The sequence below is a fragment of the Ochrobactrum sp. AP1BH01-1 genome, from assembly GCF_018066705.1.
Classification (GTDB): Bacteria; Pseudomonadota; Alphaproteobacteria; order Rhizobiales; family Rhizobiaceae; genus Brucella.
The window spans coordinates 24,111-48,839 of record NZ_JAGPOU010000006.1; the positions used below are offsets into that span (position 1 = coordinate 24,111).

A 24,729-nucleotide genomic window follows, 5' to 3' on the forward strand; every position below is an offset into this window, starting at 1 on the left:
GGCAGTGCACAGATGATTCTTCTCAGGCGAGCCCTGTTCGCTGCCGCCCTGATGTTTGCCGCGATTGCTGCCCTGACGCAGCCGGGCCGGTCTGAAGCCTGCAACCGCGAAGCATATGAAAACACGAACTACGTCATCTGCGACGCCAAAGCTGACGGCTTGCGCCTGTTCTGGAAGAATGCGGATGGCGAGCCGTACCGCAATTTTTCAAAACTGGCCGACGCTGCCGCAAGCCGGGGCAAAAATCTGGTTTTCGCGCTCAATGCCGGAATGTACCAGCCTGATTTTTCACCGATGGGTCTCTATGTCGAAGATGGCCGCGAGCTTCGCCCGGCAAGCAAGACCACAGCCGTCCACCGCTCCGGTCCGGTGCCGAACTTCTACAAGAAGCCGAACGGCATCTTCTATCTCGGCGAAAAGGGCGCGGAAATCCTGCCCACGGACCGTTTTCTGAAACAGAAGATCAAGCCGCAAATGGCCACCCAGTCCGGGCCGATGCTGGTTATTCGCGGCAAGATCAATCCGATTTTCATCGTCGGCTCAACCGACAGGACACGGCGCAGCGGCGTCGGCGTTTGCGATGGCGGCGCGATCCCCTTCGCGGTCAGCGAGGATGCGATCAACTTCCACGACTTTGCAAAACTGTTCCGAGACCATCTCAAATGCGCAAAAGCCCTGTTTCTGGATGGCGGCGGGGGTGCAGGCATTTACGCCCCTGCGCTGGAGCGGAACGATATATCCTGGCATGGAGGCTATGGCCCGATGTTCGGGTTTGTGGAGTGATCGCGGTAATGAAAAGGCCGGTCTGATTTCCAGACCGGCTTCTCTTATTTCAACACTATTCAAACTTCATAGGCACCAAAACTGCATTCCGGGGCTGAGCCAAAGCAGCAGGAGGCGCGGGCAAAGGGGAAGCTCGTTTTGCCGCCTCAAGCGCAAGCTGATCCAATTTTGGATTACCCGATGATCCCGCCAGCTTCGCGGAAAGGATATTTCCCGAAGGATCCACGACGATTTGAAGCTGCAAGACGCCTCTGGCATCCCTTCCCAATTGGCGTTTCAGGTAACGAGTACGCCTTATCATGTGCGAATAAAGTTTGGACTTCCACTTGTCCGAACTCACCCCCGCCTCGGCAGAATTCTGCCCGCGCCGGTTGGCAGTCGTTTTTGTCCCACTGTCAGCATCCATTCGCGGTGCTGCGGCCTGACGGGTTTCCGGTGCCTTTTCAGCCTTCTTTGGCTTCGGCTTTTCGGCCTTGGGCTGCTTGGGCTTTTCCGGCTTTGGCTTCTCGACCTTTTTCGGTTCCGGCTCCGGCTCGCGTTTGGGCTCCGGCTTCACTTCCGGCTTTTCAACCGGCATGGGCACCGCAACTTCCGGCTTTTCGGCCTCGACCACATCCGGGATAACTTCTTCCGGTTCCTGAACGGCCTGCGGTTCGGGCGCGGGTTCTGGCGGCGTCACCTCTTCCGGTTCGGGCGGTGTCGGCTCTTCCTGCACGGGTTCCGGTTGCGGCTCCGGCTCTGCCTGTTCCTGCGGCGCTTCAGCCGTTTCCGGCTGGGCTTCCTCCGCAACCTGTTCTTCCATCGGCGCTTCCGGCTCCGGCGCAAGCTCCACCACCATGGCGGCAACCTGCGTGCCATCGGGCTGGTCTTCTTCCTGCGCCATGTGGATGGCATAGGCGCCGGCGGCATGAACCGTCAGAACAAGAATGCCCGCGCCGAGCCAGCGCCCCGCATCATGCCAGAAGGAATGATGGTAAACGTCGGCCGAAGCCACCTTTATCGGGGGATGCTCGGGCGGGAGTGCATTCATTGCGCGACTCCCTGCGGTGCCGGTGCGGAAGTGGAAGACGCAGGTGCTGTCTCTGTGGCGTTTGCGCCAACGGTTTCAAGACCCACCAGCGCGATCTTCAGATAGCCCGCTTCACGCAGCAGGTTCATCACCCGCATCAATTCGCCATAGCCGACATTCTTGTCGGCGCGCAGGAAGATGCGCGCTTCCTTGTTTTTTTCCGACAGCACGTCCAGCGCCACGCCGAGGCGTTCCCGGTCCACCACGTCATTGCCAACGCTGACGCTGAGGTCTTCCTTCAGGGTCACATAAAGCGGCTTGTCCGGGCGCGGTGCGGGCGCTGCCGTCGAGGCAGGCAGGTCCACTTTCACGTCAACCGTGGCCAGTGGTGCCGCCACCATGAAAATGATGAGCAGAACCAGCATGACGTCGATGAAGGGCGTCACATTGATCTCGTGGTTCAGCTCGAGATCGTCACCGCCGCCTTCGCGAACTTTACCAGCCATGGTGCCTACTCCGCCGCGTGCAGCGTGCCTTCACGCACACCGGCCGTCCTGAAATCAAGGTCGCGGCTGACAAGGCGCTCGACGCCCGCCGAAGCATCGGCGAGCAGCGACCGGTAGCCGGTGATCGAACGGGCGAACACGTTGTAGATGACCACGGCAGGAATAGCAGCGACGAGACCGATGGCCGTTGCAAGCAGGGCTTCGGCAATACCCGGCGCCACGACCGCAAGGTTGGTCGTCTGCGCCTGGCTGATATTGATGAAGGAGTTCATGATGCCCCAGACCGTGCCGAACAGGCCGACAAACGGCGCAACCGAACCGATAGTGGCAAGAATGCCCGTGCCTTTGGACAGGCGGCGTCCGGCCTTGGCTTCGATGCGCGACAAGCGCGAGGAAACACGTTCCTTGAGCCCTTCGCCACCGGCGCGGGCAAGTGCCGGGCCGGAAAGGCGAACCTCATCTTCCGCAGCGCGGACCAGAATTGCACCCGGACCCTTTGCGCCGTCGAGCGCACGGACGGCTTCGGCAAGCGTTGCCGAATGACCGATAACTTTCAATGCCTTGGTGGCACGGCGGCGCGCACCGGCCAGTTCAAGCGACTTGGCGACCCAGACCGTCCATGTGGCGAGCGAGGCCAGCGCCAGGCCGATCATCACCGCCTTCACCACCCAGTCGGCAGCCATGAACATGCCCCATGGCGACAGGTCGTGCGGGAGGATCAGGCCATTCTCGCTTTCGACCGGCGCGGCGGCAGGAGCAGCCGTCTGGGGCTGGATCAGTTCAGGCGATGGCGCAGCAGTCGGGGCGGTCGTTGCCGGTTCCTGAGCAGACCCAGAAGCGGGTGAGGTATTGGCTGGTGCGGCACTGGAAGGCGCTTCCACAGCAGGAGCCGCCGGGGCATTCGTTGAGGGGGATGCCTCCTGAGCCAAAGCAGAAGCCGCGCCCAGCAAGCCCATGCCCATCGCCGCAGCCATGAAGCCTTTTCGCCAGAAACCAGTCATTTCGATCGCCTTTTGATTGTTCAAATCCGCGCGCACATGACCAAACCTTCATGCAGGCCGTCGCGCCGCCTGTTGGGTTTCTTCTTAACTCCCAATAATATGATGGCGCAAGTCATGTTTTAATATTGAAGGCATTTTCGTCGTGCAATTCCGGATGCCGCAAGATTTTCGGGCTCCCGCCTTTTTGCCAGTTGCACATTCGCGCCAAATCAGACCTGATAGGACGACCGAAGCGCTTGAGGGTTGGATTTAAAAGAAAATTCCGGGCGTGGGGGAGGATATGCGATTCCGCTCGGACCTGAATTGAGCCGGAACTCTGGAGGGACATGCCAATGATGCTCAAGGATATCCAGACGCTTGAACATGCGGCACGCACTGCCATGGCAGGGAATGACGATCCGCTGCCCGTCCAACAGCGCTCATTGAAGCCGGCCCATGTCGGATTGGCCGTCATCATGCTGGCTGGGGCAGCTTACCTGCTGCTGGCGTAAGCGAAAATTACAACCTGAAAAGCCAATTGCCGCAATTTTGCCACCAAAAAGCCGCAGCTTTCGCAATTTCGACGTTCGAATAACACAGAATTTGAGCGGAACTGAAAGCGTTTCCCCTCGTTTTTTCTCCTGTTGACGGCGAGATTGGCTCTCGCCTTCGGTTTGCCTTAATTACCGACAGGAGTTTTCATGAAAAGATTTCTCGCCTCCACGGCTCTTGCCGCGCTGATCGCCCTGCCCGCTTTTGCTCAGGACCGTTCGCCGATTTTCTCCGATGAGAGACAGGAAAAGCCGATCGCCAGCGAGAATGGATATTTCGTTGCGTCGCCCGGCCAGCTTCTGGTGTCTGGCTTCATCGGACAAGCGGTCTATAATGGGCCTTCCAACGATGCCGCCAATATCGGCACGGTCAATGACGTCATTCTCGGCGCCGATGGCAGCCCGCAGGCGGTGGTGATCGGGGTCGGCGGCTTTCTCGGCGTGGGAGAAAAGAATGTCGCCATCGGCTTTGACCACCTGTCATGGGTGGTTCGCGATGACGGCAAGCGCTGGCTGATCGTGGATGCCACGAAGGAACAGCTCGAAAAGGCACCGGCATTCGACCGCAATGCGGCTTTCGCGGCAGATGGCGCGCCGCGTGCCGAACCGCCAGCCGCCGAAACGACGATCACCACCCAGAAGGCGGACAGGACCATGCCCGACGGCATGAAACCGGTTCCGTCGGAAGGACTGAGCGCCGACAAGCTGATCGGAGCGACGGTCTTCGGCGCCGACGAGACGAAGATCGGGACAGTCGGCGATGTGCTGATGTCGGCTGACGGCCAGACGGAGGCGTTCGTGGTCGATGTCGGCGGGTTCCTCGGCATCAACTCCAAGCCTGTGGCCGTTTCCATCGCCAATCTTGATGTGGCGAGCGGCAAGGACGACAAGCTCAACGTCTTCACGCAGTTCACCAAGGAGCAGCTTGAGGCGCAGCCCGCCTATTCGGCTGAAGCCTACAAGAAGGACCCCGAGGGCACGATCCTGCACGGCGAAGCCGAATAAGGTCCGCCCATCCGCGGAAGCAGCCAAAGCGATGCTTCCGCGGATGCCGACCATTTGCGCCGCCATTTACCATGACGCGCAACAACCGGCCGGTTTTGTTGCCGCTGGCGGCTTTGCATGCAACCATTGGGACACCCGCACGTTATCCGAGCGATAAGCAGAGAATGAACAGGAGAGCCGATATGGCGCGAGCATCCGCGAAAACGAGCAAGATCGAAGAAAAGATCGAGGAAGCGCTGACCGATGCCAGCGCGGAAGACCTTCAGGCACAGGTCGAGCAGCTTAAGGAAGATATTGCCGCCATCGCAGCGACACTGGCCAATCTCGGTTCGCAGACGGTCCGCGACGCCAAACGCAGCGCGAAGGAGACCTACCAGAGCGCCTATATTCAGGGCGAAGACGCCATCGATGATTTGCGCAACAAGGCGCAGGACCTCGAAGCCCAGCTGACGGCAACGGTGCGCGAACGCCCGATTGCCTCGCTCGCCACTGCACTTGGTGTCGGCTATCTGCTGGCCCTGCTCTCGCGCCGCTGAGGCGGACCATGCTGAAAGCTCTCATGCCCCTGTTGTCTGCAATGGCAGGCGAGGAACTGAAGTTCGTGGCGGGCCGGACGAAACGCGCCGCGATATTCGGCGCGGCCATCGCGATCTTCATCATCATTGCGGTCACCTTTCTCTGCGTCGCCGCTTTTCTGGCGCTCGCGCAGAGCTATGGCGGTCCGCTGGCAGCTCTCATTCTTGCGGCACTGTCGCTGATCGTGGCGCTTCTTATCCTCGCGGTCATGAAGATTCAGGCTGCGTCCGAGGAGAAAAAGCGCAAGCAGAAAATGGAGGCTGACAAGACGGCCATGATGGCCACTGCAGCAATCGCAACCGTCCCCGCCATCCTGAAACGCCCGATACTGGCCGCCGCGCTGCCGCTTGCTGGCATCGCTCTGGTCTCGCTGCTTTCGGACAAGAAAAAGCGCCCGCCGCGAAGCTGAACCGCTTCATCCCATTTCACGAAAATGCCGGTATCGAATGCCACGATATTGGGCCTTCTGAGCGCCGTCTGGCGCCAAAGACGGTCATTGCAATACCGATCTGCATATATCGGATATGGGGTGGGAAACAGTCAGGGGACTTCCGGGCTTGCAGAAGGTAAGCGGCTATCCTGCATCGCAAAGGTCGCTCGGGTAGGACGACTTTTGCACCTGTAGCTGGGACGGAAACTTCTGGTCCACTCAAAAACTCGAATTTGTGCAACAGTTCGGAAGTTCAGGAGGGGTGGCCTTTCTCCGGTTCAACAATCAACTGAGGTTCACCATCTGAGGTATGGCGATGCGAGCGGCCATGTTCGTTGATCGTGCCTTTGATCTGGCGGCGCCAGTTCGAGAAGCTCTCGAACCGGACCACATCAACTGGCGTATCGAAGCGGATGGAAATCTCCCGATGGTTAGCCGGGCCGGAAAGGCCGATTATCTGCCCGGTGAAAGGCTGACCAAGGTAGAGGCCACGCACCCGATCGTTTAGTGCAAGTTCTGGCGGGGCGTTGCACAGAGCCAGCCGGGCATGGAACGTGTTCCAGTCCCTTGCCCCGTGTTGCCTGGCTATCAGTTCCAACGCCTGTGCATGGCTGATCGCAGTTCCCTTCGCCTGAAGGGCAGCGCGCAAGGTTTTGGCTTGCGCTTTTGCATCATTGATCTTCATGTATTCCCCCCGCATTGACGGCCGGCGCGCCTGCGCTGTGCAGGGCGCTGCGCCCAATCATCACGGCGAGCATAACAATGATCGCGTCCGCCGTGGGAAAGGCCAGCCAAATGCCAGACACACCGTAGCCGACAGAAAGCGCCAATATGAGCGTGGGCATCAAAAGCCAAGGCTTTACCAAAGTTAGCGCCGCCGTCTGACCCGGTTGACCAAGAGCCTGAAAATATAACGCCAGGACAAGCACCGGGCCTGATGCCGCGTAAAGCAGCATCATTGGCCGCAATATCTCCGCAACGGCTTCGATCACGGTAGGGTCGTCACTGAACAAACTGCCGAGGATGGCTCCCCCAGATATCCCGATCAGCACAACCGCCAGACACCAGAGGAAAGCTGTTCCCATCGCCAGCCACAATGCCGTTCTCGCTCTATCATGCAGTCCCCCACCGGCGTTGTTACCGGCGATGCTCTGCGTCGCGAGCGCAATCGCCATCTGCGGTAGAAAGGCGAAACTTAGAAGTCGCGTCACCACGCCATAAGCGGCCACCAGGGCATCATATTTCCCGGGATCGGCAGAAAACCGCAAGGACAGGATCACGATGCTAGCGACCACGGCAATACCGATGAAACTTAGGCACAGCGGCAGGCCCAGCCGAACCATCTGTGACCACGCCCCTAGCCAGTTCTGCGAACCGAGAACAGACAGCGGAAGCAGCCCCTTGCCGCGCCTTCTCACCTCTACCAACAGCATCAATCCAAAGGCTTGGGCTGCAACCGTACCAAGCGCCGACCCTGAAATTCCAAGGTCAAGCATCACGATCCCACACCAGTTCGCACCCATATTGAGCAGGTTGACCAACACAGCCAAGACGGCAATCAAACCTGCCCGCCCCTCATTGCGCAGGGCATCGGCATGAACGCCGAGCATCAGTTGCGCTGGCGCGCCAAGAATTATGATCCGTAGATAATCCTGAGCCAATCCGCCGACTTTAGGATTGCCTGCGGCCATAAAATCGACGAGCGCCGTGCCGCGCACCGCCCATAGCGCAGCAAGGCCAATCGAAATCGCCAGCGCCAGCCCGTGCGCCCCGGCAAACATGCGTCCGGCAGACGTGCGATCTCCGGCCCCTAGATATCGGGCCATAGGGCTAGACATGCCGCCGCCCACCAGGGTTGTTAGCGCGGACAGCACCATGGCCATCGGGAAGGCCAGGCTCACCGCCGCGAGCGCGTCGGATCCGATGAAGTGGCCGACGAATATCCCGTCGACAATGTTAAGAACTCCGCCCATCGACATGACCACAGCCATGGGAAAGGCATTGGACACAAACAGCCGCCCGATAGGGGCGGTCAGAAATGGGTTAACCTCTTGGGCAGCGTGCCGCGTAGACATCGCTCACTCCTCTTGTGAGGCATTTCAAGGTGGAATGGGGGCCTGCATTGCCCACCGCGCGAAATGCTTCGAGGGTGAGTTGTCACATCGATCCGGGCTTCACCGTGACTTGCGTCGCAGGCGGCAGGTGCCGGAACCTTGGTCACAGCACATAATGGGCCAGAGCTACCTCGTCAATCAATTCTTCTGCCGCAAGAACTCCCAGAATCTCTCATCTGGAAGATTCGGGCTCACCACTATCCTGCAAAGCCCATTTTTGCGTGGTTGCATCCTGAAACGGACGACAGGCTGGGGCGCGAAAGCAGACATGGCCTTTGTCGCGAAAGTGCTGAATCTCAGATCAAAGTTGAAAATCGCTTTGCCGCTCAGACAGGGCAAAATACCGTGCCATTCGACATCGGTCTACGCCCGGCGCTCAGAGCGGCCCGCTTTTGGAACCCAATGCGCCTATTTGCCGGCAGCCTTGTCGGAGCATTCGAGGAGCGACGACAGACGAACGATCACCCTTGTCCCCACACCATTATCGGTCTTGCAGTAAACCGGCTTTTCACCGAACTGCATGCAAAGCTGTTCGATGACGAGCGTCCCGAGGCCATTCTTTTCGCCGGACTTATGATGATCCGCGTCCAGGCCAACGCCGTCATCTTCCACAACCAGCACTGGAACAGCGTCCTCGCCCGGCTTCAGGCTGATGCGGATATGGCCTTCCGTGCGTCCCTTGAAGGCATGCTTGATGGCATTGGTGACAAGCTCGCCCAGAATGATGCCGATCGTCGTCACATCGCGGGCTTTCAGGTCGAGCGGCGCCAGATCGGTGGTGAACTCGATCTTTCGGTCCTGCCCGATGGCGCTGCGTATATCGTCGATGACGCTTCCCAGAAAATCATCGACACGGGCCGATTCCATGTCCTCGCCCAGACGCAGGCGCCGATGCGCCGTCGATACGGTCTGGACGCGATCGCGGGCGGCGGCAAGGGCTGCGCGGGCATCCTCGCTGCGCGTCTGCCGCATCTGGAGGCCAAGCAGGGATGAAACCGTTGCCAGCGAATTGCCGATGCGATGGTTGGTATCCTGCAGCAGAAGCTCGACCCGCTGGCGCTCGCGCTCGGCAATGCGGCGTTCCTCTTCCAGCTCGGCGGTCCGTTCCTTGACCCGCTGTTCCAGCAATTGCTTTTCGGAACGCAGCGCGGTCTGCCCCTCGAACATGGAGCGCGCATAACGCTGCACGCGGCTGAACAGCAAAAGCGCCAGCGTGGCGGCGGATGCCAGCGCCACGATGGAGGTTGCCGTCATCCAGTAGCGCATGCGGTTGATCCGCTTGTTGCGTTCGAGAAGCTGCTGTTCTTCCGCGTCTATGAACTGCGTTACCGTGCTGGCAAGCTGGTCCATCAGCACCTTGCCCTCATCGCCGCGCACTTTTTCGACCGCTGCCGTCACATCGCCCGACTGGGCGAGGCCGACCGTCTCGCGCACATCTTCCTGCTCACGTTCGACCAGCGCACGAATCTGCCGGACCCGCGCATCCTGCTGCGGGTTCTGATCCGTCAGGGCTTCAAGATCGGCAAGCGTCTTGTCAACGCTCAGGATCGTATTGCGATAAAGATCGAGGTAGGTCTCGTCGAGCGTCAGAAGATAGCCGCGGCGGCTCATCTCTATATTGCTGGCAAGGCGCGCAACCTTGTCGACCTGCTGGCGCAGGGCATAGTTGCGCGAAATATCGATCACCTGATGGTTGACCCCGGACGACAAGAACAATGTCATGATTGCCGACAGCAGCACGAGGCCAAGCGACACGATAACCGCAACCGGCTTCGATGACGATTGAAGCAGTTTTTGCAACAAGGCTGAAGGCAAGGACGCAACCTACAAACAACGATCACTTTGCCGACACGAAATATCAGCAATCACTAACCTACAAGTGACTGGATATAAAAAGCAATCGCTGGGAGCAAAAACTGGCAAAGGTTTGGGGTTTTGGCGACACAGGTTCTCCCCCGCCCGGCGGAAAGGGGAGATCCGTGATGCATCATGCGAAGCTTCTCAAGGTCGCCCGCGACGAATCCGCATCGGGGCCGTAGTCGCTTTCGCCTTCGATCTTCAGGATTTCCTGCAAGCGGGTGCGCGCGCGGCTTACACGGCTCTTGATCGTTCCGACGGCACAACCGCAGATCTCGGCAGCTTCCTCATAGGCAAAGCCCGAAGCGCCGATCAAAATGATCGCTTCGCGCTGATCGTCGGGCAGCTGCTCAAGCGCCGCGCGAAAATCCTGCAGGTCGAGCGTGCCATATTGCGAAGGATGCACGGCAAGCTGTTCGCTGAACACGCCGTCCGTGTCCTGCACCTCGCGACCGCGCTTGCGCATTTGCGTGTAGAATTCATTGCGCAGGATCGTGAAGAGCCAGGCTTTCATATTGGTCCCCATCTCGAAGGACTCCTGTTTGGCCCAGGCTTTCATGATCGTATCTTGAACGAGATCGTCCGCCTTGTCGTGCTGGCCGATCAGCGACACCGCAAAGGCGCGCAGGCTCGGCAGCGATGACAAGAGCTCTCGCTTGAATTGTGCATTACTCTCAACCGACGGACCGGGTGCTGTGTTCACGCATACTCTCCTGTTCAGCCTGATCGAGTTTTTCGAGAAGATCGAGGAAGCGGTCCGGGATCATCTCATCCTGTATCGAGGTGTACAGCGCCTTTAGTTTCAATCCGACTTCACAATTTGGTCCTAATATATCCTTCTGAACGCGGCGGGACGACCGAACCCCGGCTCCGTTCATGTGAAGGTTTTCTTTTTCTGCCATATCTTGATCATTCCGGGCTGATTGCCCTACCCTATTAATCTAAGCCCCTGCTTGTCCGGGAAATGCGCAGGCTTCTGAAAAGTTCCGAATATATCTCCCGCTCACGGAACTTTTTTCAAAACGCCCCGTTTAAGGTAACATAATGCTGCGCTCAAAGCATAGGCGGGAGAGGGTCAAAACTTGTCCGCCAATGTGCATTCAATGAACGAAAGCGGCAGTTGAGGAGTTCCATTACCATGACGTTATCGACGCGTATCGCGCCGCATCTTCCCTATCTCCGTCGTTTTTCCCGCGCTCTTACAGGCTCCCAGGCTTCGGGCGATGCCTATGTCGCGGCAGCTCTTGAAGCATTGATCGCCGATGTGAGCATATTCCCGGAGGGTTCGTCCGACCGGATCGGCCTCTATCGCCTTTTTTGCAACCTGTACAAGACAGCCTCCGTCCGCGTGCCGGAACCGGCGTCGGAATTTGCATGGGAGCAGCGGGCGGCAAGAAATCTTGCCCATATCGCACCTCTCCCGCGTCAGGCATTCCTGCTTGTCGCGGTGGAAGGCTTTTCCGACAAGGAAGCCGCCGAAATTCTCGAACTGGACGACGCCGAACTGAGCCGCGTGCTCTCGGTCGCCTCGACCGAAATCTCGCGCCAGGTGGCGACGCGCATCATGATTATCGAGGATGAGCCGCTGATCGCGATGGATATCGAGCAGATGGTGGAAAGCCTCGGCCATGAGGTCGTGGGCATTGCGCGCACGAAGGACGAGGCGGTTGCCCTCTACAAACAGGAAAAGCCGCGCATGGTGCTGGCCGACATCCAGCTTGCCGATGGCAGCTCCGGCATCGATGCGGTGAATGAAATCCTGCAGAACGATGCGATCCCCGTCATTTTCATCACCGCTTTCCCGGAACGGCTGCTGACGGGCGAACGTCCCGAACCTACCTTCCTCGTCACCAAGCCCTTCAACCCGGATATGGTGAAAGCACTGATCAGCCAGGCACTCTTCTTCGAGGAAGCCTCGCAGGTCGCAGCCTAGCGGCAGGGGAAGTGAAGTACTGCATAAGAACCGCAAAATCCCGGAAGGCGCGTACCTTTCGGGATTTCGGTCGTCGGTGCTTCGCCCATTGCCCGATCACACCGCCTTACGTCCCGTCATGAGTATTTAGAGTTGTGAGCGCCCTAATTTTCCCGGAAGCACGGAACCAATACCGCTTCAGCAGAGTTTCTTCTTCATCCAATAAAGAGGAGACCGAAAATGCTTTATTATGCGCTTGTATTTCTCGTGGTGGCACTCGTGGCAGGTGCGCTCGGTTTCGGCGGCATCGCTGGTGCGTCGGCTGGTATAGCGCAGATTCTGTTCTTCGTGTTCCTTGCCTTGCTCGTCATTTCGCTCATCGCGTCGGCGATCCGCAAGGCATAACCCGCATAAAGTCGAAGGCTGTTTTTGACCTCCTGAAACGCCAGCCTATATTACGCCTTAGTGAAGCTAACCGCCGCATAAGTCATGCGGCGGTTTACAGGTTTCAGGATTCGGGACAGTTCAAGGATCGGAAGGTCGATGCTCGACCGAGACCCGCCGACTGGTCGAAGAAAATGGACGCCATGGCACGCAAGTTTCCGATCAGCGTTTCTGAAGAATTGGTCGTGTTGCAGACGGGCGAATTGGGTTCGGTTGCGGGATAATCGGGGCACATATGACGGCTGGCGCAAAATTCACCGTGCAGGACACCGAACCCGACGCAGCCCGCCTGCGGGCCCTGTTGCGGGCGGTGCGCAACAGCAATGTCTGCGTGCTCTATCAGAAGCCCGATCTGGCTTATGCCTGGGGAGAAAACATCCCGATTTACTGGCAGGAACGGTGGAAAGTCGGCGGCAACGACTGCGATTTCATTTTCTCTTCCACCCTGCACAAGCTGGACGGCGCCAAGCATGCGGCGCTCGACACTGGCGAAGCGCAGAATGTCGAGATTGCCATCAATGACGGCGACAAGCTGCGCTGGATAGAATTTCACATCGATTGCGACCGCGACGATGAGGGCAATATTCTGGGTCTCGTTACCACCGCCATTGAAATCAGCGAACTGAAGCGGCGCGAGCAGGTGCTGAAGACCCTGTTGCGCGAGGTCAGCCACCGCTCGAAAAATCTTCTGGCTATCGTCCAGAGCATCGCCAGCCAGACGGCGCGCTTCACCGATTCCATCGACGATTTTCTGCTGAAGTTTCGCGGGCGCATTCAGTCTCTGTCCTATTCGCAGGATCTGGTGACCGATTCGAACTGGCGCGGCGCGTTGTTTCGCGATCTCGTGCATTCGCAGGTCGAAAAATATATCGACGTCAGCGATGAACGCGTGAGCGTCGAGGGAGACAACCCTTATCTTTTTCCCGGTGCCGCGCTGCATGTCGGCCTTGCGCTGCACGAGCTGGTGGTCAATGCGACGTCCTTCGGCGGTCTCTCCATCCCCTATGGCCGGGTGAAGATTTCGGCGAAGGTCCTTCATCTGGCCAGCGGCGTTGACCGCCTGGAATTCCTCTGGGAAGAAACCAATCCGGCGATGCCCGAGGTTTTCGAGCATGATCCGCGTTTCGGCAGCGCCGTGCTGCAGCGCATCGTCCCCGCCTCCGTCAACGGCCATGCCGATTATCGCATCGACGGCACCGGGGCTGTTTATTCGCTCGTCATCCCGACCGAGCAGTTCGACGCCTGACGGGTAGCGGCCATCCAAAAAAAGCCGCCATGGTTCGGCTTAGGCGGAACCACGGCGGCTTGCTCTGAATTTGCGGAACGCCAGCTGCTCAACGTTTGACGGTTAGCGCGGCATTCTCGCCGCTCGCCTCGTGCGGGGAGGTTGAGGCGAACTCTGAAAGCCGCGTTGTGGGGGCGGGGTCACGGCCTTCATGGGCGCTAAACGCACCAGAGGGAACTTGGTTCCGTCAGTTCCGGATTTTTTTGCAATAAAGTTCGAGCCGGTGATGCACGATCTCGTAACCGAGCGACCGGGCGATTTCTTCCTGCAGCTTTTCGATCTTGTCGGAGCGGAATTCCACCACATCGCCGGAGTCCATGTCGATGATATGGTCGTGATGCGCGCCGCTCGCCTGTTCAAAACGCGAAGGCCCGCCGGCAAAGGCGTGCCGGTGAATGGCGCCGCGCTCTTCCAGAAGCTTCATCGTGCGGTAAACGGTGGACAGCGAAATGCTGCTGTCGATTTCGACCGCCCGGCGAAAAATCTCCAGCGCGTCGGGGTGATCTTCCGTCTCGGTCAATATGTTCAGGATGATCCGGCGCGGCCGCGTGATGCGAACACCTGCCTGGCGCAGTTCCTGCTCATAATCAGGTTTCTTGTACGATTCACTCATGCGGCAATTATGCACTGTCCAGGCGCCAGTTGCAAATTTTTGCAACTGGCAGCGGGCCGATCTCCCCAGCCCTTATTGGGATTGCGCCCCTTATTGGGATTGCGCTTGGTGACCGGGTTCCGTCCGCGGGCCGGACACCTTGTCGTTCAGATGGTATTGTCCCCTGCCCACCCGTACGAAAAGCGCATCGCCTTCCGGTTGATTGGCGGTGCAGTTTTCGGCGAGGAAGGAGAAGTATCGCGAATATGGCCAGCCCGGAGCGACGCGACGCACGTCCCGCGGCGTGAAAGGTTCGGCAAGAATGCCTTTCACCCTGACGGCATTATGGATTTGAGGATAAATAGTCGATCCAATTTTCCACATGCATCCAGTTTAACACTACCATACGCAGCGTTCATACCCCGTAAACACGGGATAATTGCAATTTTAACTAATCCAAAAACTTTGCGCGGACAAGCAAGCCGGACCTGAATATTGAAACACGATCATACTCCGCTCCGATCGGTTCCACACGCGCCCTTTTGGAAGAATCCGAACAACAGAGAGAGTGGACAGATGCGTCTAGCTATTGCCAGGTGGTGTCGTTGCCTGAAAATTCTTTATCGGATTTTGTTCATCAACAAGGGTGCCAGCGCCGCTCTTGGCTTTGCATCTTTGTGGAACATGACAATCGCAACTTTACAGTAATTCTCCGGGTCTTCCTTCGCTTCCTTCTCTCGCCGCGCAAATTCCTCCCGGTAGCTAGGATCTGCGAAAGGAAACATAAGGCCGGTAGCATCCTGAAAACCTTTAACATATTCAATATTAAGGTCTAAACCTTCACAATATAAGCCAGCAGCCATGGCTCCGGCCATGTAAGTAATAAAGTCTTGCCGAGAGATGCGTGGCGGAAAGGTTGGCGCCATGGAGGTGTCCGCCGATGCAGTATGAACTACGGACATGGAGAACAGTACTGTAATAAATGTCTTTTTCATCTACTCGCTCGGTCTGCAAGTGCGTCGTGTCCATTAGCGCGGGCAAGGACAATATGAAGTGGCTGGGAATATGTTAGGTTGGCTTCAAATTCTTCGAATGCAACCAAAATTCTCGTCCGTCAGGGAACCAGCAGTGTCGCTTCTTAGTATAAAAGAGTTGAAAATTACCATCGATTTTACCGATGGCGCATACATTGAGTTGGACAATCCATTGCAGACAGCCTTCGATAATATCGAAATTAACCCGAGCGGAAATCTGTGCAATATCCGTTCATCCTGCTTTTTCCACTCTTGAGATGACAATGAAAGGGCTAAGTTTGCACTCGATAACGGACTATGGGTCATCTCGACACCAAACCTCATTGCCTTCAGCTATGGAAACGGTGACAAATGCTCTGTTCCCGAGCGGTTTTCTCAGATAGCGGAAGCAGACATTGACCAGAGTATATTTTTGCCATTCCCCACGAATTGAACGGGAAAAGAAATCACTCCATCACCGCGATATTAGTGCGCTTCAATTGAAACCGAGACCGTCTCGCCCCATCGTTGAAGCTATTATTGATGTTTTAGAATTAGAGGCGGCAGTTTAGATGAGATGGATGCACAAATCGCCGATACAGAACGGTTTATTGACGATTATGAAACAACGCCCTTCGCCAACGATTTCAGTGATTGAACTTGCTGGTACGCCCAAGGGGAATCGAACCCCTGTTTGCGCCGTGAGAGGGCGCCGTCCTGACCGCTAGACGATGGGCGCCTGAGTCATATCGCTGATATAAGCGCCAAAAAGAAAAAGCGCAATCCTCACGGACAGAAAGAAGCAAGGCGGCAATCACGCCGCCCTGTTCAGACCTTGTTCGCCCTATTCGACGTTGCCGAGCTTGATGCGGCCGATGATGCGAGACTCACGATAGTCATAGATGATGAGTTCCGTGCCGCCGTCCGGCAGCAGCGTTTCCAGGGAAAGCTCGTTGCCCGAAAGGCTTTGCGAAAGAAGACGGGTGCCCGGCGTCAGGTTGATCTGCGATTCGATCAGCTTCGGCGGCTCGGGCTTTGCGGGCACGGGAGCGGCCTGTCCGGGAATATCGGAACGGGCTTCTTCAGCCGGCGGGGTTTCCGGCGCGCGATTGATCTTGTAGACAACGGCGACAAGCACCGCCATAAGACCGATCAGCATGACACCGATGGAGACGGCCAGAAGCCGGATCATTTTGCGGCGCACACGTTCCATGGCTGGATCAAGCGGGGGCTCGGCCTGTTCATCCGGGTAATAGCCCTGCTGATAGTCCTGATAGCCTGAATCCTGATGATTCTGGTATCTCGGATAGTGTGGATCCTGCATTCAACGACTCCGGTTCGAACTGCGCCATGTTACGGCGTGTGGCGCGTGATAGAGCATTTTGCAGCCAAATGGAAACATTTGACGCCGCATAAATGCGGTAAAATCAAGAGACAGAGCAGTTCTGACGATTTCGTTAAGACAGAGCCGCTCTCACAGAGGAAGACACGAGTGAAAGAGCTTACGACCGACTCCGATGCCACCGGCAAGCGTCTCGACCAGTGGCTGGCCGCAGCATTGGGGCCGGAACTCTCGCGCAGCCGCGTTCAGTCCCTTATTGCCGACGGCCATGTGACCATCGACGGCGCGCCCGCCCGTGAAACCAAGCAGAAGCTGCGCGAAGGCATGACAATCGCCATCGTGCTGCCCGAGCCGGAGCCAGCAGAGCCGATCGCCGAGAACATACCGCTCGATATTCTTTACGAGGACGATGATCTCATCGTGATCAACAAGCCCGCCGGGCTTGTCGTTCACCCCGGCAACGGCAACTGGACGGGAACACTGGTCAATGCCCTCATATATCATTGTGGCGATAGCTTGTCGGGCATCGGCGGAATCCGCCGTCCCGGCATCGTCCACCGGCTCGACAAGGATACGAGCGGCGTCATGGTCGTTGCCAAGAACGATCTTTCGCACCGGCATCTGAGCGAACAGTTTGCCGACCATGGCCGCACCGGCGATCTGGAGCGCGCCTATCTCGCACTTGTCTGGGGCATGACGGAGCGCCCGCAGGGCTACATAGACGCGCATCTCGGGCGCTCGCATCGCGACCGCACCAAGCAGGCCGTGGTCAATGAAGAGCGCGAGGATGCCCGCCACGCCATCACCCATTATGTGACGGTTGAAAAATTCGGTCCCCGCGAAGATGCCACCGCACTGGCCTCGCTGGTCGAATGCCGCCTGGAGACAGGACGCACCCACCAGATTCGCGTGCATATGGCGCATATCGGCCATCCGCTTGTCGGCGACATGGATTATGGCAGCGCCTACAAGACCAAGGCCAACAAGCTGCCGGAACCGCTGAAAGAGGCCGTGCGCGGCTTTCACCGTCAGGCATTGCACGCATGGCTGCTCGCCTTCACCCATCCGGCCACCGGGGAACTGATGCGTTTTGAAGCGCCAGTGCCGGAAGATATGGAGCACCTTCTGGAAAATTTCCGGAAGCACTCTATATAATACTGGCAACTATCATGGTTGGCCGAAGGATGGATCGCTGATAAAAATCGGCTCTTCCGTCATCAAGATCGGGGGCGCGGTTGCGGTGCAAGCCGCTCTCTCACCACAAAAACATTTCATTTCAAATTGCTAGCGCAACCTTTGGCTTTAAGCGGCGTTCACATTGTAGTGACAGATTGTTTCATGAGTTAAAGGATCGTGTTTTCGCCAAAATCATGCCTATATATGGAGGCTCGCGAGAGGGAAGTGCAGGAGGCAGCCCCCGCGACAGGTTCGCCAAACGGGAACCTGAAATCATAAAGGAGGGTGCTCTATGGCCCAGATGAATCTCCCAAGCATCACGTCAGGTGACGGCGGTCTTACCCGTTATCTGGAAGAAATCCGACGTTTTCCCATGCTTGAGCCGCAGGAAGAATACATGCTGGCCAAGCGTTATCACGAACATACCGACCCCAAGGCCGCCCACAAGCTGGTGACGAGCCATCTGCGTCTCGTGGCCAAGATCGCCATGGGTTATCGCGGCTATGGCCTGCCGATCGGTGAAGTCATCTCGGAAGGCAATGTCGGTCTCATGCAGGCCGTGAAGCGTTTCGAGCCTGAACGCGGTTTCCGCCTTGCCACCTATGCCATGTGGTGGATCAAGGCCTCGATCCAGGAATATATCCTGCGCTCGTGGAGCCTTGTGAAGATGGGCACGACCGCCAATCAGAAGCGCCTGTTCTTCAATCTGCGCAAGATGAAGAGCAAGATCCAGGCGCTTGATGACGGCGATCTCAACCCCGATCAGGTCAAGCAGATCGCGACCAAGCTCAATGTCAGCGAAGACGAAGTGGTTTCCATGAACCGCCGTCTGTCCGGTGACGCTTCGCTGAATGCGCCGCTGCGCGCTTCGGAAGGCGAATCGGGCGAATGGCAGGACTGGCTTATCGATGACAGCAGCAGCCAGGAGCAGGTCCTCATCGAACAGGACGAGCTGGACAACCGCCGCTCCATGCTCGAACAGGCGATGGATACGCTGAACGACCGCGAACGCCGGATTTTCGAGGCGCGTCGCCTGTCGGAAGATCCGATGACGCTGGAAGATCTTTCCGGCGAATTCGGCATCAGCCGCGAGCGTGTGCGCCAGATCGAGGTGCGTGCGTTTGAAAAGGTGCAGGCGGCCGTCAAGGCCGCAGCTTTCAAGCAGCAGAAGGCACTGAACCATGTCGAGGAAGCGCACGCCTGAAACTGATATAATCAGCATGCAATTTTACTGCCGCAAAATGGGAGACCATTTGCGGCAGTATTTATTTGAACGTTACTGATCCGCCTCGCCTTTCGCGAGTTCAAATCCCTCGTGATCCAGTCCGCGGACATTCCCGCGGCGCTTTGCCGAGGCAACCGGCGCTGCGCCCGATGGAGCGGATAGCGGCGACTAAGGAACTGCTTTCTCAAGGAGAAGCAGACATTGACGATATTGCCGCTGCGGTCGGCTTTGGAAGCGCCCATACGCTCCGTCGTCCTTCCGCCAGAAGATCGGCATCCGCCCGGCTGAGTATCGCCGGCGGCTTTTCGCAGCGGCTGTCATCCAACCGATATAAAACCGTCAAACAACTGTAATGGATTGGCTTTAGGGACGAAGGCGTGTTCCAACCAAGCCTGAAGGTCATCCCATGAAAAAGCTCCTGCTCGCCGCAGCTCTTGCGCTTACCGCTGCCACTGCCGCATCTGCTTCCGAATATGTCTCCTTCCTCGATTACCCGCAGAAGGAGCAGGACGGGAAGGAGTTCTTCACGGCCATCGAAATCCCGCAAGGCAGCTTCACCAAATATGAAATCGACGACAAGACCGGCCATATCGTCGTCGACCGCTACCAGTCCATGCCTGTGATCTATCCGGCCAATTACGGCTCGATCACCAGCACGCTTGCCGGCGACGGCGACCCGCTCGACGCGCTGATCTATACCCGCGAGCCGATTGTTCCCGGCGCAATCATCAAGGTTCGTCCCATCGGCGTCCTGAAGATGATCGATGGCGGCGATCAGGACGACAAGATCGTCGCGGTCCCGACCACGGACATCGATCCGACCTATGACAACATCAAGGAAATCACCGATCTTCCGAAGATCGAACAGCAGCGCCTTGAAGCCTTCTTCCGCGTCTACAAGCAGTTGCCGGAAGGCCGCAAGGTCGTTGAACTGGCGGGTTTCGACAGTGCGGAAGCCGCGCAGAACGAAATCGCCAAGGCCATCAAGGCTTTCGCCGAGAAGAAGTAACCGCGATCCCTGATCGCGACCAAACAAAAAGGCCGCTCGAAGCGGCCTTTTTCGTTTCGCAAGAAGATCAATTCGCGCCCAGCACGTCGTTGAACGCCTTCTCGCCCGGCACGCCCTTTTCAAGACTGATGAGGCCGCGGCGACCGTTGCGGTAGGAGATCGGAATATCGATCCACTGCAGGCGGCGCATCAGGGACAGATTGGTATCCTGCGCGGTGCGGGCATCGTTCAGCCATACGATGAAGAAATTGTCGCCGATCTTCGACGGCACGGCGATCAGCGGATTGCCCGCTGCCTGCTCCGTATCCTTGAAGGTGACGCGCTGCACATTATCCACCGCACCACCGGAGAAGCCTTCAGGCACGGTGAAGACCATTTCGATCAGATGGCTCGCCGGAATGGATTGATCCGTATTCTTGCGAATGGTCATTTTCAACTCGACCTTGCTGGTCGGCATCGTAACGGTTGCGCGCACGGCGGGCTGGGCTGGCTGGCCGTCTTCCGGGCTTTCCTCGATGGTCGACCAGACCACATTGCCGCGCTCGACCGAATCCGACCCGGCGCCGCCGCGTTCTTCATAGAGAAGCGCCTGCTGGCCGACGGCGACCGTCTGGTTCTGCCCCGGTTGCGCGCCGCTCTGCGTGTTCGTTTCGACAGGCGCAGGGGTGGAAGCGGCTGTGGACGTGCCCTCGCCGATGCCATTCGCGCCACCGGCTGGCCCGCTATCGGTTTCGCTGCCGTCCGGCATAAGCCGCTGGGTCATCTTCGGCTCGCCCGCAGGCTGTTGCGGTTGTTCCGGCGTCTGTTCGCCGCCGGTCGTCGCGGTATTGGTGTCGGCTGGCGGCGTCGTGCCTTCAGGATGTGTTTGGGTATCAGAACCCGTTGAAGGCGCATCGCTGCGCCCGAGGCTCGAGGCCAGTTCCTGAATCTTGTCCTTGTTGGCCCAGACCGCGTAACCGGCGCCGCCAAGGACCAGGACGGCAACCAGAGCCGCAATCAGGCCCTTGTAGGAACGCTGCTCTTTCCTGGCGGTGCGCTCGATATATTCGCTGCGACGGGCCTGCGCCTTTTCCTTGGCGCGGTCCAGTTTCCAGTCGTCGCTGCGCTCGGCTGCAATAGCTGGTGCGTCGTCCTCTTCGCCGGAGAGACTGCCGCGACGCTCGTCGTGCGGCGCGCTGGGGAACGCGGGCGCGTCATCGTCCTCATGGGACGGCGCGCGCGCTGCCGCATCCTGATTCGCCTCCTGCAGAAAATTGTCCAGCGCATCCTCGACCGGCGGCTCGGGTGCTGTGGCGGGTGGCGCATAAAAGGCTTCAACCTCGGCAATGGCATCTTCGAGAATATTGCGCTGGCGGACAGCCACAGCCTGCGAGGCATTTGCCGTGACAAGCTTCTGCTCGATCGTGGCACGCGCTTTCGCGTAAACGCGCTGGCGCAATTCAGGAGACTTGTCCGTCTGCGCATCGATCGTCTTTTTCAGTACCGCTACAAAATCCGCCATTCCGTCTTACCCGGTTTCCGCCCGTCCAGATGAACAATAAGCACAGGATGCAATAAATGTCTCAATAATCACAATAATCAAGGGAAAGCAAAGTCTCCGGCTACGATTTAGCGAAGACTTTCAAAACGATGCGGTAAAATAGTGGCAAAATTCGCCCTGTTGCGACGCATTGATACTGGTTCACCGGCCTATACAAATGAATTTGGAGTGGCCTTCGGGGAAGGCCACTCCGAACAAGCTTTGATCCAAACGCTATCAGTCGTGGAATGGATCGGTAACGAGAATGGTGTCCTCGCGTTCCGGGCTGGTGGAGAGCATCGCCACCGGCGCGCCGATCAGTTCTTCGATGTGACGGACATATTTGACAGCCTGCGCCGGAAGATCGTTCCACGAACGCGCACCTGCGGTCGTTTCCGACCAGCCCGGCAAGGTTTCATAGATCGGCTTCACGCGCGCCTGCGCGCCCATAGAGGACGGCAGATAGTCGATGCGCTTGCCATCGAGTTCATACGCAACGCAAATCTTGATCTCATCCAGACCGTCGAGAACGTCGAGCTTGGTGAGCGCGATGCCGGTGATGCCGGAAGTACGAACCGTCTGGCGCACGATCACGGCGTCAAACCAGCCGCAACGGCGCTTGCGACCTGTCACCACGCCGAACTCATGGCCCTTGGTGCCAAGGAACTCGCCAATCTCGTCGTTGAGTTCGGTCGGGAAAGGCCCCTCGCCCACGCGGGTCGTATAGGCCTTGGTGATGCCCAGCACATAGCCGATGGCCGTCGGGCCAAGACCCGAACCGGCGGCAGCCTGACCGGCAACCGTGTTGGAAGACGTCACGAACGGATAGGTGCCATGGTCGTTGTCGAGCAAAGCGCCCTGTGCGCCTTCGAACAGGATGCGGTCGCCTGCCTTGCGGCGTTCATCGAGAACGCGCCAGACCTGATCGATATAGGGCAGGATCTGGTCGGCAACCGAGGTCAGTTCGGTCAGAATGGTTTCAACCGCGATTTCCTCAAGGCCCATGCCGCGACGCAGCAGATTGTGGTGCGCGAGCAGGCGCTCGACCTTCGGCTCCAGCGTTTCCGGCTCGGCCAGATCGATGACGCGGATAGCGCGGCGGCCAACCTTGTCTTCATAGGCCGGACCGATGCCGCGCTTGGTCGTGCCGATCTTGAGGCCCGAATTGGAACCTTCGCGCATGGCATCGAGATCGCGATGAAGAGACAGGATGAGCGGGGCATTTTCGGCAATGCGCAGCACGTCCGGATTGATGTCGATGCCCTGCGCGCGCAGTTTCCCGACTTCGGAAACGAAATGATGCGGATCGACAACGACGCCGTTGCCGATGACGCTCAGCTTGCCGCGCACAAGGCCAGATGGCAGCAGCGAAAGCTTGTAGCTGACGCCGTCGATGACCAGCGTATGACCTGCATTATGACCGCCCTGGTAGCGCACGATGACATCGGCGCGTTCGGACAGCCAGTCAACGATCTTACCCTTGCCCTCGTCGCCCCATTGCGACCCGACGACAACCACATTTGCCATTGAAGAAACTCCTTGGCTTCTATTTGAAAATCCAAGGATCGAAGCGGCCCGGTCATCGCCAGCTGAGGCTACAGGGTGCTGATCCCTCGTCTCTATACAGATTGAAACGGGATTGCGCGACTCTTTCGTGCAAGAAAATCGCGATTTTTAGCGCGCGGGACTAGATCGGTAGAGATTCCGTCTCTAGGGAGGCAAAAAAGGTGATTTTGAGAACCGGAATTCCTGCTGCTAACTCGGTTCTCATATCCACTACCATTCTCCTCTCATATCCAAAGCTATTGATCGGGTCCTGAATTTCATGCGATAATTGAAGAGGGGACGGAATGGGTTTGGGGATTGGGGCAAAAGCCATTCGAGCTATATGTGAAGATAGCGCAGATCATTAGACCGCCGACTCTAACGAAATCAAAAATACAAGTTTCTGATGATAGGCGAATGAAAAATATACTTATAGTCACTGAGAATTTTACTGTTGGCGGCTTGGAAACTTACCTGTCTGGAGAGATTCGGCAACTGACTGAAGACGGTTGGAAAGTGCATCTCGCAGTAGGAAAACAGTTTGAAGATGCACTTATTCCAGATGGAATAGCGTCGATAACAAGAGATTTGGATTTCGAACCTTCCCAATCAATCGAGAGTCTTTGGGAAACCGTTCACTCTTTGAGAGAACTGATCCGCACCAATAAGATCGACTTAGTGCATGCGCATCCATTTATTTCGATTTTTGCTGCCTTCATTGCTGCAGAATTTGAGAGAACTGGTTTCGTATTAACTCTGCATGGCCCCACTTCCATTGCAAGCTATAGCCCACTACACGACCTCCTCCTGAAGCAGGTGATACTACCAAACACGCCGCTGATTTTAGCGGTCTCGGAAGAAGTCGCCCAATTGGTCGAACCTTATACCAACCCCGATACTGTGAAAATACTCCCAAACTCTATAGATTTATCTGTTTTTTCCCAAGTGGTCGCCCACGATGTGGCTGACCCGCGATGGCTGATTGTCTCCCGGCTCGACGAATTCAAGATCGTCGGAATTTATGAATTTATAACGATCGCTAAGTCCCTCAACCTGCCGGGTATCGTAATCATCGGCGATGGATCAGCTCGTACAGCACTGATGGAAAAACTCGCAACTAACGGACTCGCGGACTTCGTTGAGTTTCTCGGCACTAAAACTGACGTGCATTCCTACATGGCCAGATTCGCTGGCGTTGCGGGTATGGGCCGCGTTGCCCTTGAGGGACTGGCTTCGAAGAAACCAGTAATCCTCGTAGGCTACGATGGCGTGAAGGGTTTCATTAAACCCTCAAACTTCTATCAGGCGATGAGAACCAATTTTTCAGGTCGCTCTTTGGAGAATGTCACTGAAGAATATTTCTCTGGAAGCGAGAAAGTCTCCGAATACGGAAGCCAGCTGACCGTTGAACTCCGTTCCCTTATAGAACAAGAATGTGATGGGCGCGTACTTTGGTTAAGATTTGAAGAATTGACGTACGATTTACCTCCGCCAAATCGTACAATACTATATGATATATTCACTGGATACTCAAACATGAGCAGCTTAAAGAAAGATATGTTCTTAGAGTCTGAAAGACTCTCCAGAATTATAAGAAGTACAATTGATGGAGAAAAATACTCTTATTCAACGGATTTGCCCCCGCAATCCCATCATAGTGTTCATATAGATATTTTGCGGGAAGAATTAAAAGAAAAAAACCTGATGTTACAGCAATCTGAAATGTTCAGATTCCACGAATCTAACAGAGCCGATAATCTGGAGCGCGAATTGGCGAGCATCCATAGTTCAAGAGGCTGGAAAATTGCCACATATCTTCACAAGATGCGCGGCATCTTCCAAGGATAAAAAGGCAG

At 57.1% G+C, this 24,729-nt stretch carries 26 protein-coding genes and 1 tRNA gene; 12 read left to right on the forward strand and 15 right to left on the reverse strand.

Translation table 11 applies throughout. The features are described 5' to 3' along the window. The first annotated feature begins 12 nt into the window (after positions 1–12). Positions 13–783, forward strand: coding sequence for a phosphodiester glycosidase family protein (locus tag J9800_RS19875; protein ID WP_210845915.1), 771 nt, complete (start codon positions 13–15; stop codon positions 781–783). 55 nt (positions 784–838) lie between these two features. Here J9800_RS19875 and J9800_RS19880 read toward each other — a convergent pair whose 3' ends face one another. The 3 genes from J9800_RS19880 to exbB are packed head-to-tail and all read right to left on the reverse strand — an operon-like array spanning position 839 to position 3,335. After that, positions 839–1,813 (reverse strand): energy transducer TonB family protein, encoded by a 975-nt coding sequence (locus tag J9800_RS19880; protein WP_114216872.1) that lies wholly within the window; start codon positions 1,811–1,813, stop codon positions 839–841. Then, on the reverse strand, positions 1,810–2,298 hold the full coding sequence (gene exbD, locus J9800_RS19885) for a TonB system transport protein ExbD (protein ID WP_114216873.1): 489 nt from the start codon (positions 2,296–2,298) through the stop codon (positions 1,810–1,812). Before exbD ends, J9800_RS19880 begins: the two co-directional genes overlap by 4 nt. Before the next feature lie 5 nt (positions 2,299–2,303). Further along, on the reverse strand, positions 2,304–3,335 hold the full coding sequence (gene exbB, locus J9800_RS19890) for a tonB-system energizer ExbB (RefSeq protein ID WP_114216874.1): 1,032 nt from the start codon (positions 3,333–3,335) through the stop codon (positions 2,304–2,306). Between the two features lie 296 nt (positions 3,336–3,631). Here exbB and J9800_RS19895 point away from each other — a divergent pair, with 296 nt between their 5' ends. The 4 genes from J9800_RS19895 (at position 3,632) to J9800_RS19910 (ending at position 5,819) form a co-directional block, all read left to right on the forward strand. Then, positions 3,632–3,790: a hypothetical protein gene (locus J9800_RS19895; RefSeq protein ID WP_021587971.1), complete on the forward strand. Its 159-nt coding sequence runs from the start codon at positions 3,632–3,634 to the stop codon at positions 3,788–3,790. Positions 3,791–3,979: 189 nt separating this feature from the next. Further along, a complete protein-coding gene (locus J9800_RS19900) occupies positions 3,980–4,834 on the forward strand; it encodes a PRC-barrel domain-containing protein (RefSeq protein ID WP_114216875.1) in 855 nt (284 codons plus the stop codon). Between the two features lie 182 nt (positions 4,835–5,016). Beyond that, on the forward strand, positions 5,017–5,370 hold the full coding sequence (locus tag J9800_RS19905) for an ElaB/YgaM/YqjD family protein (protein ID WP_112591501.1): 354 nt from the start codon (positions 5,017–5,019) through the stop codon (positions 5,368–5,370). Positions 5,371–5,378: 8 nt separating this feature from the next. Further along, complete coding sequence (locus tag J9800_RS19910; protein WP_114216876.1) at positions 5,379–5,819, forward strand: phage holin family protein; 441 nt, start codon at positions 5,379–5,381, stop codon at positions 5,817–5,819. A gap of 274 nt (positions 5,820–6,093) precedes the next feature. On the opposite strand, the gene J9800_RS19915 is transcribed toward J9800_RS19910, so the two are convergent. The 5 genes from J9800_RS19915 to J9800_RS19935 all read right to left on the reverse strand — a co-directional run bounded on the left by J9800_RS19915 (position 6,094) and on the right by J9800_RS19935 (position 10,713). Further along, positions 6,094–6,540: a glyoxalase superfamily protein gene (locus J9800_RS19915; RefSeq protein WP_205315978.1), complete on the reverse strand. Its 447-nt coding sequence runs from the start codon at positions 6,538–6,540 to the stop codon at positions 6,094–6,096. Further along, positions 6,512–7,915 (reverse strand): MATE family efflux transporter, encoded by a 1,404-nt coding sequence (locus J9800_RS19920; protein ID WP_114216877.1) that lies wholly within the window; start codon positions 7,913–7,915, stop codon positions 6,512–6,514. Before J9800_RS19920 ends, J9800_RS19915 begins: the two co-directional genes overlap by 29 nt. A 447-nt stretch (positions 7,916–8,362) precedes the next feature. Continuing rightward, a complete protein-coding gene (locus J9800_RS19925) occupies positions 8,363–9,769 on the reverse strand; it encodes a sensor histidine kinase (protein WP_114216878.1) in 1,407 nt (468 codons plus the stop codon). Between the two features lie 172 nt (positions 9,770–9,941). Beyond that, positions 9,942–10,514 (reverse strand): RNA polymerase sigma factor, encoded by a 573-nt coding sequence (locus tag J9800_RS19930; RefSeq protein ID WP_006467673.1) that lies wholly within the window; start codon positions 10,512–10,514, stop codon positions 9,942–9,944. Further along, positions 10,486–10,713, reverse strand: a complete 228-nt coding sequence (locus J9800_RS19935) for a NepR family anti-sigma factor (protein ID WP_112591491.1) — start codon at positions 10,711–10,713, stop codon at positions 10,486–10,488. Before J9800_RS19935 ends, J9800_RS19930 begins: the two co-directional genes overlap by 29 nt. Positions 10,714–10,949: 236 nt before the next feature. Between J9800_RS19935 and J9800_RS19940 the strand changes: the two genes are divergently transcribed. From J9800_RS19940 to J9800_RS19950, 3 genes are all read left to right on the forward strand, one after another. Beyond that, positions 10,950–11,744 carry a response regulator gene (locus tag J9800_RS19940; RefSeq protein ID WP_112591489.1) on the forward strand — a complete coding sequence of 265 codons (795 nt, stop codon included), beginning with the start codon at positions 10,950–10,952 and terminating at the stop codon, positions 11,742–11,744. A gap of 219 nt (positions 11,745–11,963) precedes the next feature. Beyond that, positions 11,964–12,128 carry a DUF1328 domain-containing protein gene (locus J9800_RS19945; protein ID WP_006473348.1) on the forward strand — a complete coding sequence of 55 codons (165 nt, stop codon included), beginning with the start codon at positions 11,964–11,966 and terminating at the stop codon, positions 12,126–12,128. A gap of 274 nt (positions 12,129–12,402) precedes the next feature. Further along, positions 12,403–13,413 (forward strand): sensor histidine kinase, encoded by a 1,011-nt coding sequence (locus tag J9800_RS19950; protein WP_114216879.1) that lies wholly within the window; start codon positions 12,403–12,405, stop codon positions 13,411–13,413. Between the two features lie 226 nt (positions 13,414–13,639). On the opposite strand, the gene J9800_RS19955 is transcribed toward J9800_RS19950, so the two are convergent. The 5 genes from J9800_RS19955 to J9800_RS19970 all read right to left on the reverse strand — a co-directional run bounded on the left by J9800_RS19955 (position 13,640) and on the right by J9800_RS19970 (position 16,381). After that, positions 13,640–14,065 (reverse strand): ferric uptake regulation protein, encoded by a 426-nt coding sequence (locus J9800_RS19955; RefSeq protein WP_010661349.1) that lies wholly within the window; start codon positions 14,063–14,065, stop codon positions 13,640–13,642. Positions 14,066–14,155: 90 nt separating this feature from the next. After that, positions 14,156–14,428, reverse strand: coding sequence for a hypothetical protein (locus J9800_RS22140; protein WP_112591485.1), 273 nt, complete (start codon positions 14,426–14,428; stop codon positions 14,156–14,158). A 236-nt stretch (positions 14,429–14,664) separates the two neighbouring features. Further along, on the reverse strand, positions 14,665–15,039 hold the full coding sequence (locus J9800_RS19960; protein WP_162707521.1) for a hypothetical protein: 375 nt from the start codon (positions 15,037–15,039) through the stop codon (positions 14,665–14,667). 682 nt (positions 15,040–15,721) lie between these two features. After that, positions 15,722–15,796, reverse strand: a tRNA-Glu gene (locus J9800_RS19965). A gap of 105 nt (positions 15,797–15,901) precedes the next feature. Next, positions 15,902–16,381 (reverse strand): hypothetical protein, encoded by a 480-nt coding sequence (locus tag J9800_RS19970; protein ID WP_112591479.1) that lies wholly within the window; start codon positions 16,379–16,381, stop codon positions 15,902–15,904. Between J9800_RS19970 and J9800_RS19975 the strand changes: the two genes are divergently transcribed. The 3 genes from J9800_RS19975 (at position 16,346) to J9800_RS19985 (ending at position 19,809) form a co-directional block, all read left to right on the forward strand. Further along, the gene (locus tag J9800_RS19975; RefSeq protein ID WP_286191829.1) at positions 16,346–17,554 is read left to right on the forward strand and encodes an RluA family pseudouridine synthase; all 1,209 of its coding nucleotides are present in this window, start codon (positions 16,346–16,348) and stop codon (positions 17,552–17,554) included. The genes J9800_RS19970 and J9800_RS19975 overlap by 36 nt on opposite strands. A 313-nt stretch (positions 17,555–17,867) precedes the next feature. Continuing rightward, positions 17,868–18,779 (forward strand): RNA polymerase sigma factor RpoH, encoded by a 912-nt coding sequence (gene rpoH / locus J9800_RS19980; protein WP_114216881.1) that lies wholly within the window; start codon positions 17,868–17,870, stop codon positions 18,777–18,779. A gap of 427 nt (positions 18,780–19,206) precedes the next feature. Then, on the forward strand, positions 19,207–19,809 hold the full coding sequence (locus J9800_RS19985) for an inorganic diphosphatase (protein ID WP_114216882.1): 603 nt from the start codon (positions 19,207–19,209) through the stop codon (positions 19,807–19,809). A 67-nt stretch (positions 19,810–19,876) separates the two neighbouring features. On the opposite strand, the gene J9800_RS19990 is transcribed toward J9800_RS19985, so the two are convergent. Beyond that, a complete protein-coding gene (locus J9800_RS19990) occupies positions 19,877–21,310 on the reverse strand; it encodes a transcriptional regulator (RefSeq protein WP_114216883.1) in 1,434 nt (477 codons plus the stop codon). 255 nt (positions 21,311–21,565) lie between these two features. Next, positions 21,566–22,855, reverse strand: a complete 1,290-nt coding sequence (locus tag J9800_RS19995; protein WP_114216884.1) for an adenylosuccinate synthase — start codon at positions 22,853–22,855, stop codon at positions 21,566–21,568. A gap of 435 nt (positions 22,856–23,290) precedes the next feature. Here J9800_RS19995 and J9800_RS20000 point away from each other — a divergent pair, with 435 nt between their 5' ends. Continuing rightward, positions 23,291–24,721, forward strand: a complete 1,431-nt coding sequence (locus J9800_RS20000) for a glycosyltransferase (RefSeq protein ID WP_162792699.1) — start codon at positions 23,291–23,293, stop codon at positions 24,719–24,721. Positions 24,722–24,729 lie beyond the last annotated feature (8 nt).

Excerpts from the sequence above, each read along its gene's own strand:
- J9800_RS19875 (WP_210845915.1), top strand. The coding sequence starts at position 13 with ATGATTCTTCTCAGGCGAGCCCTGTTCGCTGCCGCCCTGATGTTTGCC.
- J9800_RS19880 (WP_114216872.1), bottom strand. The coding sequence starts at position 1,813 with ATGAATGCACTCCCGCCCGAGCATCCCCCGATAAAGGTGGCTTCGGCC.
- exbD (WP_114216873.1), bottom strand. The coding sequence starts at position 2,298 with ATGGCTGGTAAAGTTCGCGAAGGCGGCGGTGACGATCTCGAGCTGAAC.
- J9800_RS19895 (WP_021587971.1), top strand. The coding sequence starts at position 3,632 with ATGATGCTCAAGGATATCCAGACGCTTGAACATGCGGCACGCACTGCC.
- J9800_RS19900 (WP_114216875.1), top strand. The coding sequence starts at position 3,980 with ATGAAAAGATTTCTCGCCTCCACGGCTCTTGCCGCGCTGATCGCCCTG.
- J9800_RS19905 (WP_112591501.1), top strand. The coding sequence starts at position 5,017 with ATGGCGCGAGCATCCGCGAAAACGAGCAAGATCGAAGAAAAGATCGAG.
- J9800_RS19910 (WP_114216876.1), top strand. The coding sequence starts at position 5,379 with ATGCTGAAAGCTCTCATGCCCCTGTTGTCTGCAATGGCAGGCGAGGAA.
- J9800_RS19915 (WP_205315978.1), bottom strand. The coding sequence starts at position 6,540 with ATGCGGGGGGAATACATGAAGATCAATGATGCAAAAGCGCAAGCCAAA.
- J9800_RS19920 (WP_114216877.1), bottom strand. The coding sequence starts at position 7,915 with ATGTCTACGCGGCACGCTGCCCAAGAGGTTAACCCATTTCTGACCGCC.
- J9800_RS19935 (WP_112591491.1), bottom strand. The coding sequence starts at position 10,713 with ATGGCAGAAAAAGAAAACCTTCACATGAACGGAGCCGGGGTTCGGTCG.
- J9800_RS19940 (WP_112591489.1), top strand. The coding sequence starts at position 10,950 with ATGACGTTATCGACGCGTATCGCGCCGCATCTTCCCTATCTCCGTCGT.
- J9800_RS19945 (WP_006473348.1), top strand. The coding sequence starts at position 11,964 with ATGCTTTATTATGCGCTTGTATTTCTCGTGGTGGCACTCGTGGCAGGT.
- J9800_RS19950 (WP_114216879.1), top strand. The coding sequence starts at position 12,403 with ATGACGGCTGGCGCAAAATTCACCGTGCAGGACACCGAACCCGACGCA.
- J9800_RS19955 (WP_010661349.1), bottom strand. The coding sequence starts at position 14,065 with ATGAGTGAATCGTACAAGAAACCTGATTATGAGCAGGAACTGCGCCAG.
- J9800_RS22140 (WP_112591485.1), bottom strand. The coding sequence starts at position 14,428 with ATGTGGAAAATTGGATCGACTATTTATCCTCAAATCCATAATGCCGTC.
- J9800_RS19960 (WP_162707521.1), bottom strand. The coding sequence starts at position 15,039 with ATGAAAAAGACATTTATTACAGTACTGTTCTCCATGTCCGTAGTTCAT.
- J9800_RS19975 (WP_286191829.1), top strand. The coding sequence starts at position 16,346 with ATGATTCTGGTATCTCGGATAGTGTGGATCCTGCATTCAACGACTCCG.
- J9800_RS19970 (WP_112591479.1), bottom strand. The coding sequence starts at position 16,381 with ATGCAGGATCCACACTATCCGAGATACCAGAATCATCAGGATTCAGGC.
- rpoH (WP_114216881.1), top strand. The coding sequence starts at position 17,868 with ATGGCCCAGATGAATCTCCCAAGCATCACGTCAGGTGACGGCGGTCTT.
- J9800_RS19985 (WP_114216882.1), top strand. The coding sequence starts at position 19,207 with ATGAAAAAGCTCCTGCTCGCCGCAGCTCTTGCGCTTACCGCTGCCACT.
- J9800_RS19990 (WP_114216883.1), bottom strand. The coding sequence starts at position 21,310 with ATGGCGGATTTTGTAGCGGTACTGAAAAAGACGATCGATGCGCAGACG.
- J9800_RS19995 (WP_114216884.1), bottom strand. The coding sequence starts at position 22,855 with ATGGCAAATGTGGTTGTCGTCGGGTCGCAATGGGGCGACGAGGGCAAG.
- J9800_RS20000 (WP_162792699.1), top strand. The coding sequence starts at position 23,291 with ATGAAAAATATACTTATAGTCACTGAGAATTTTACTGTTGGCGGCTTG.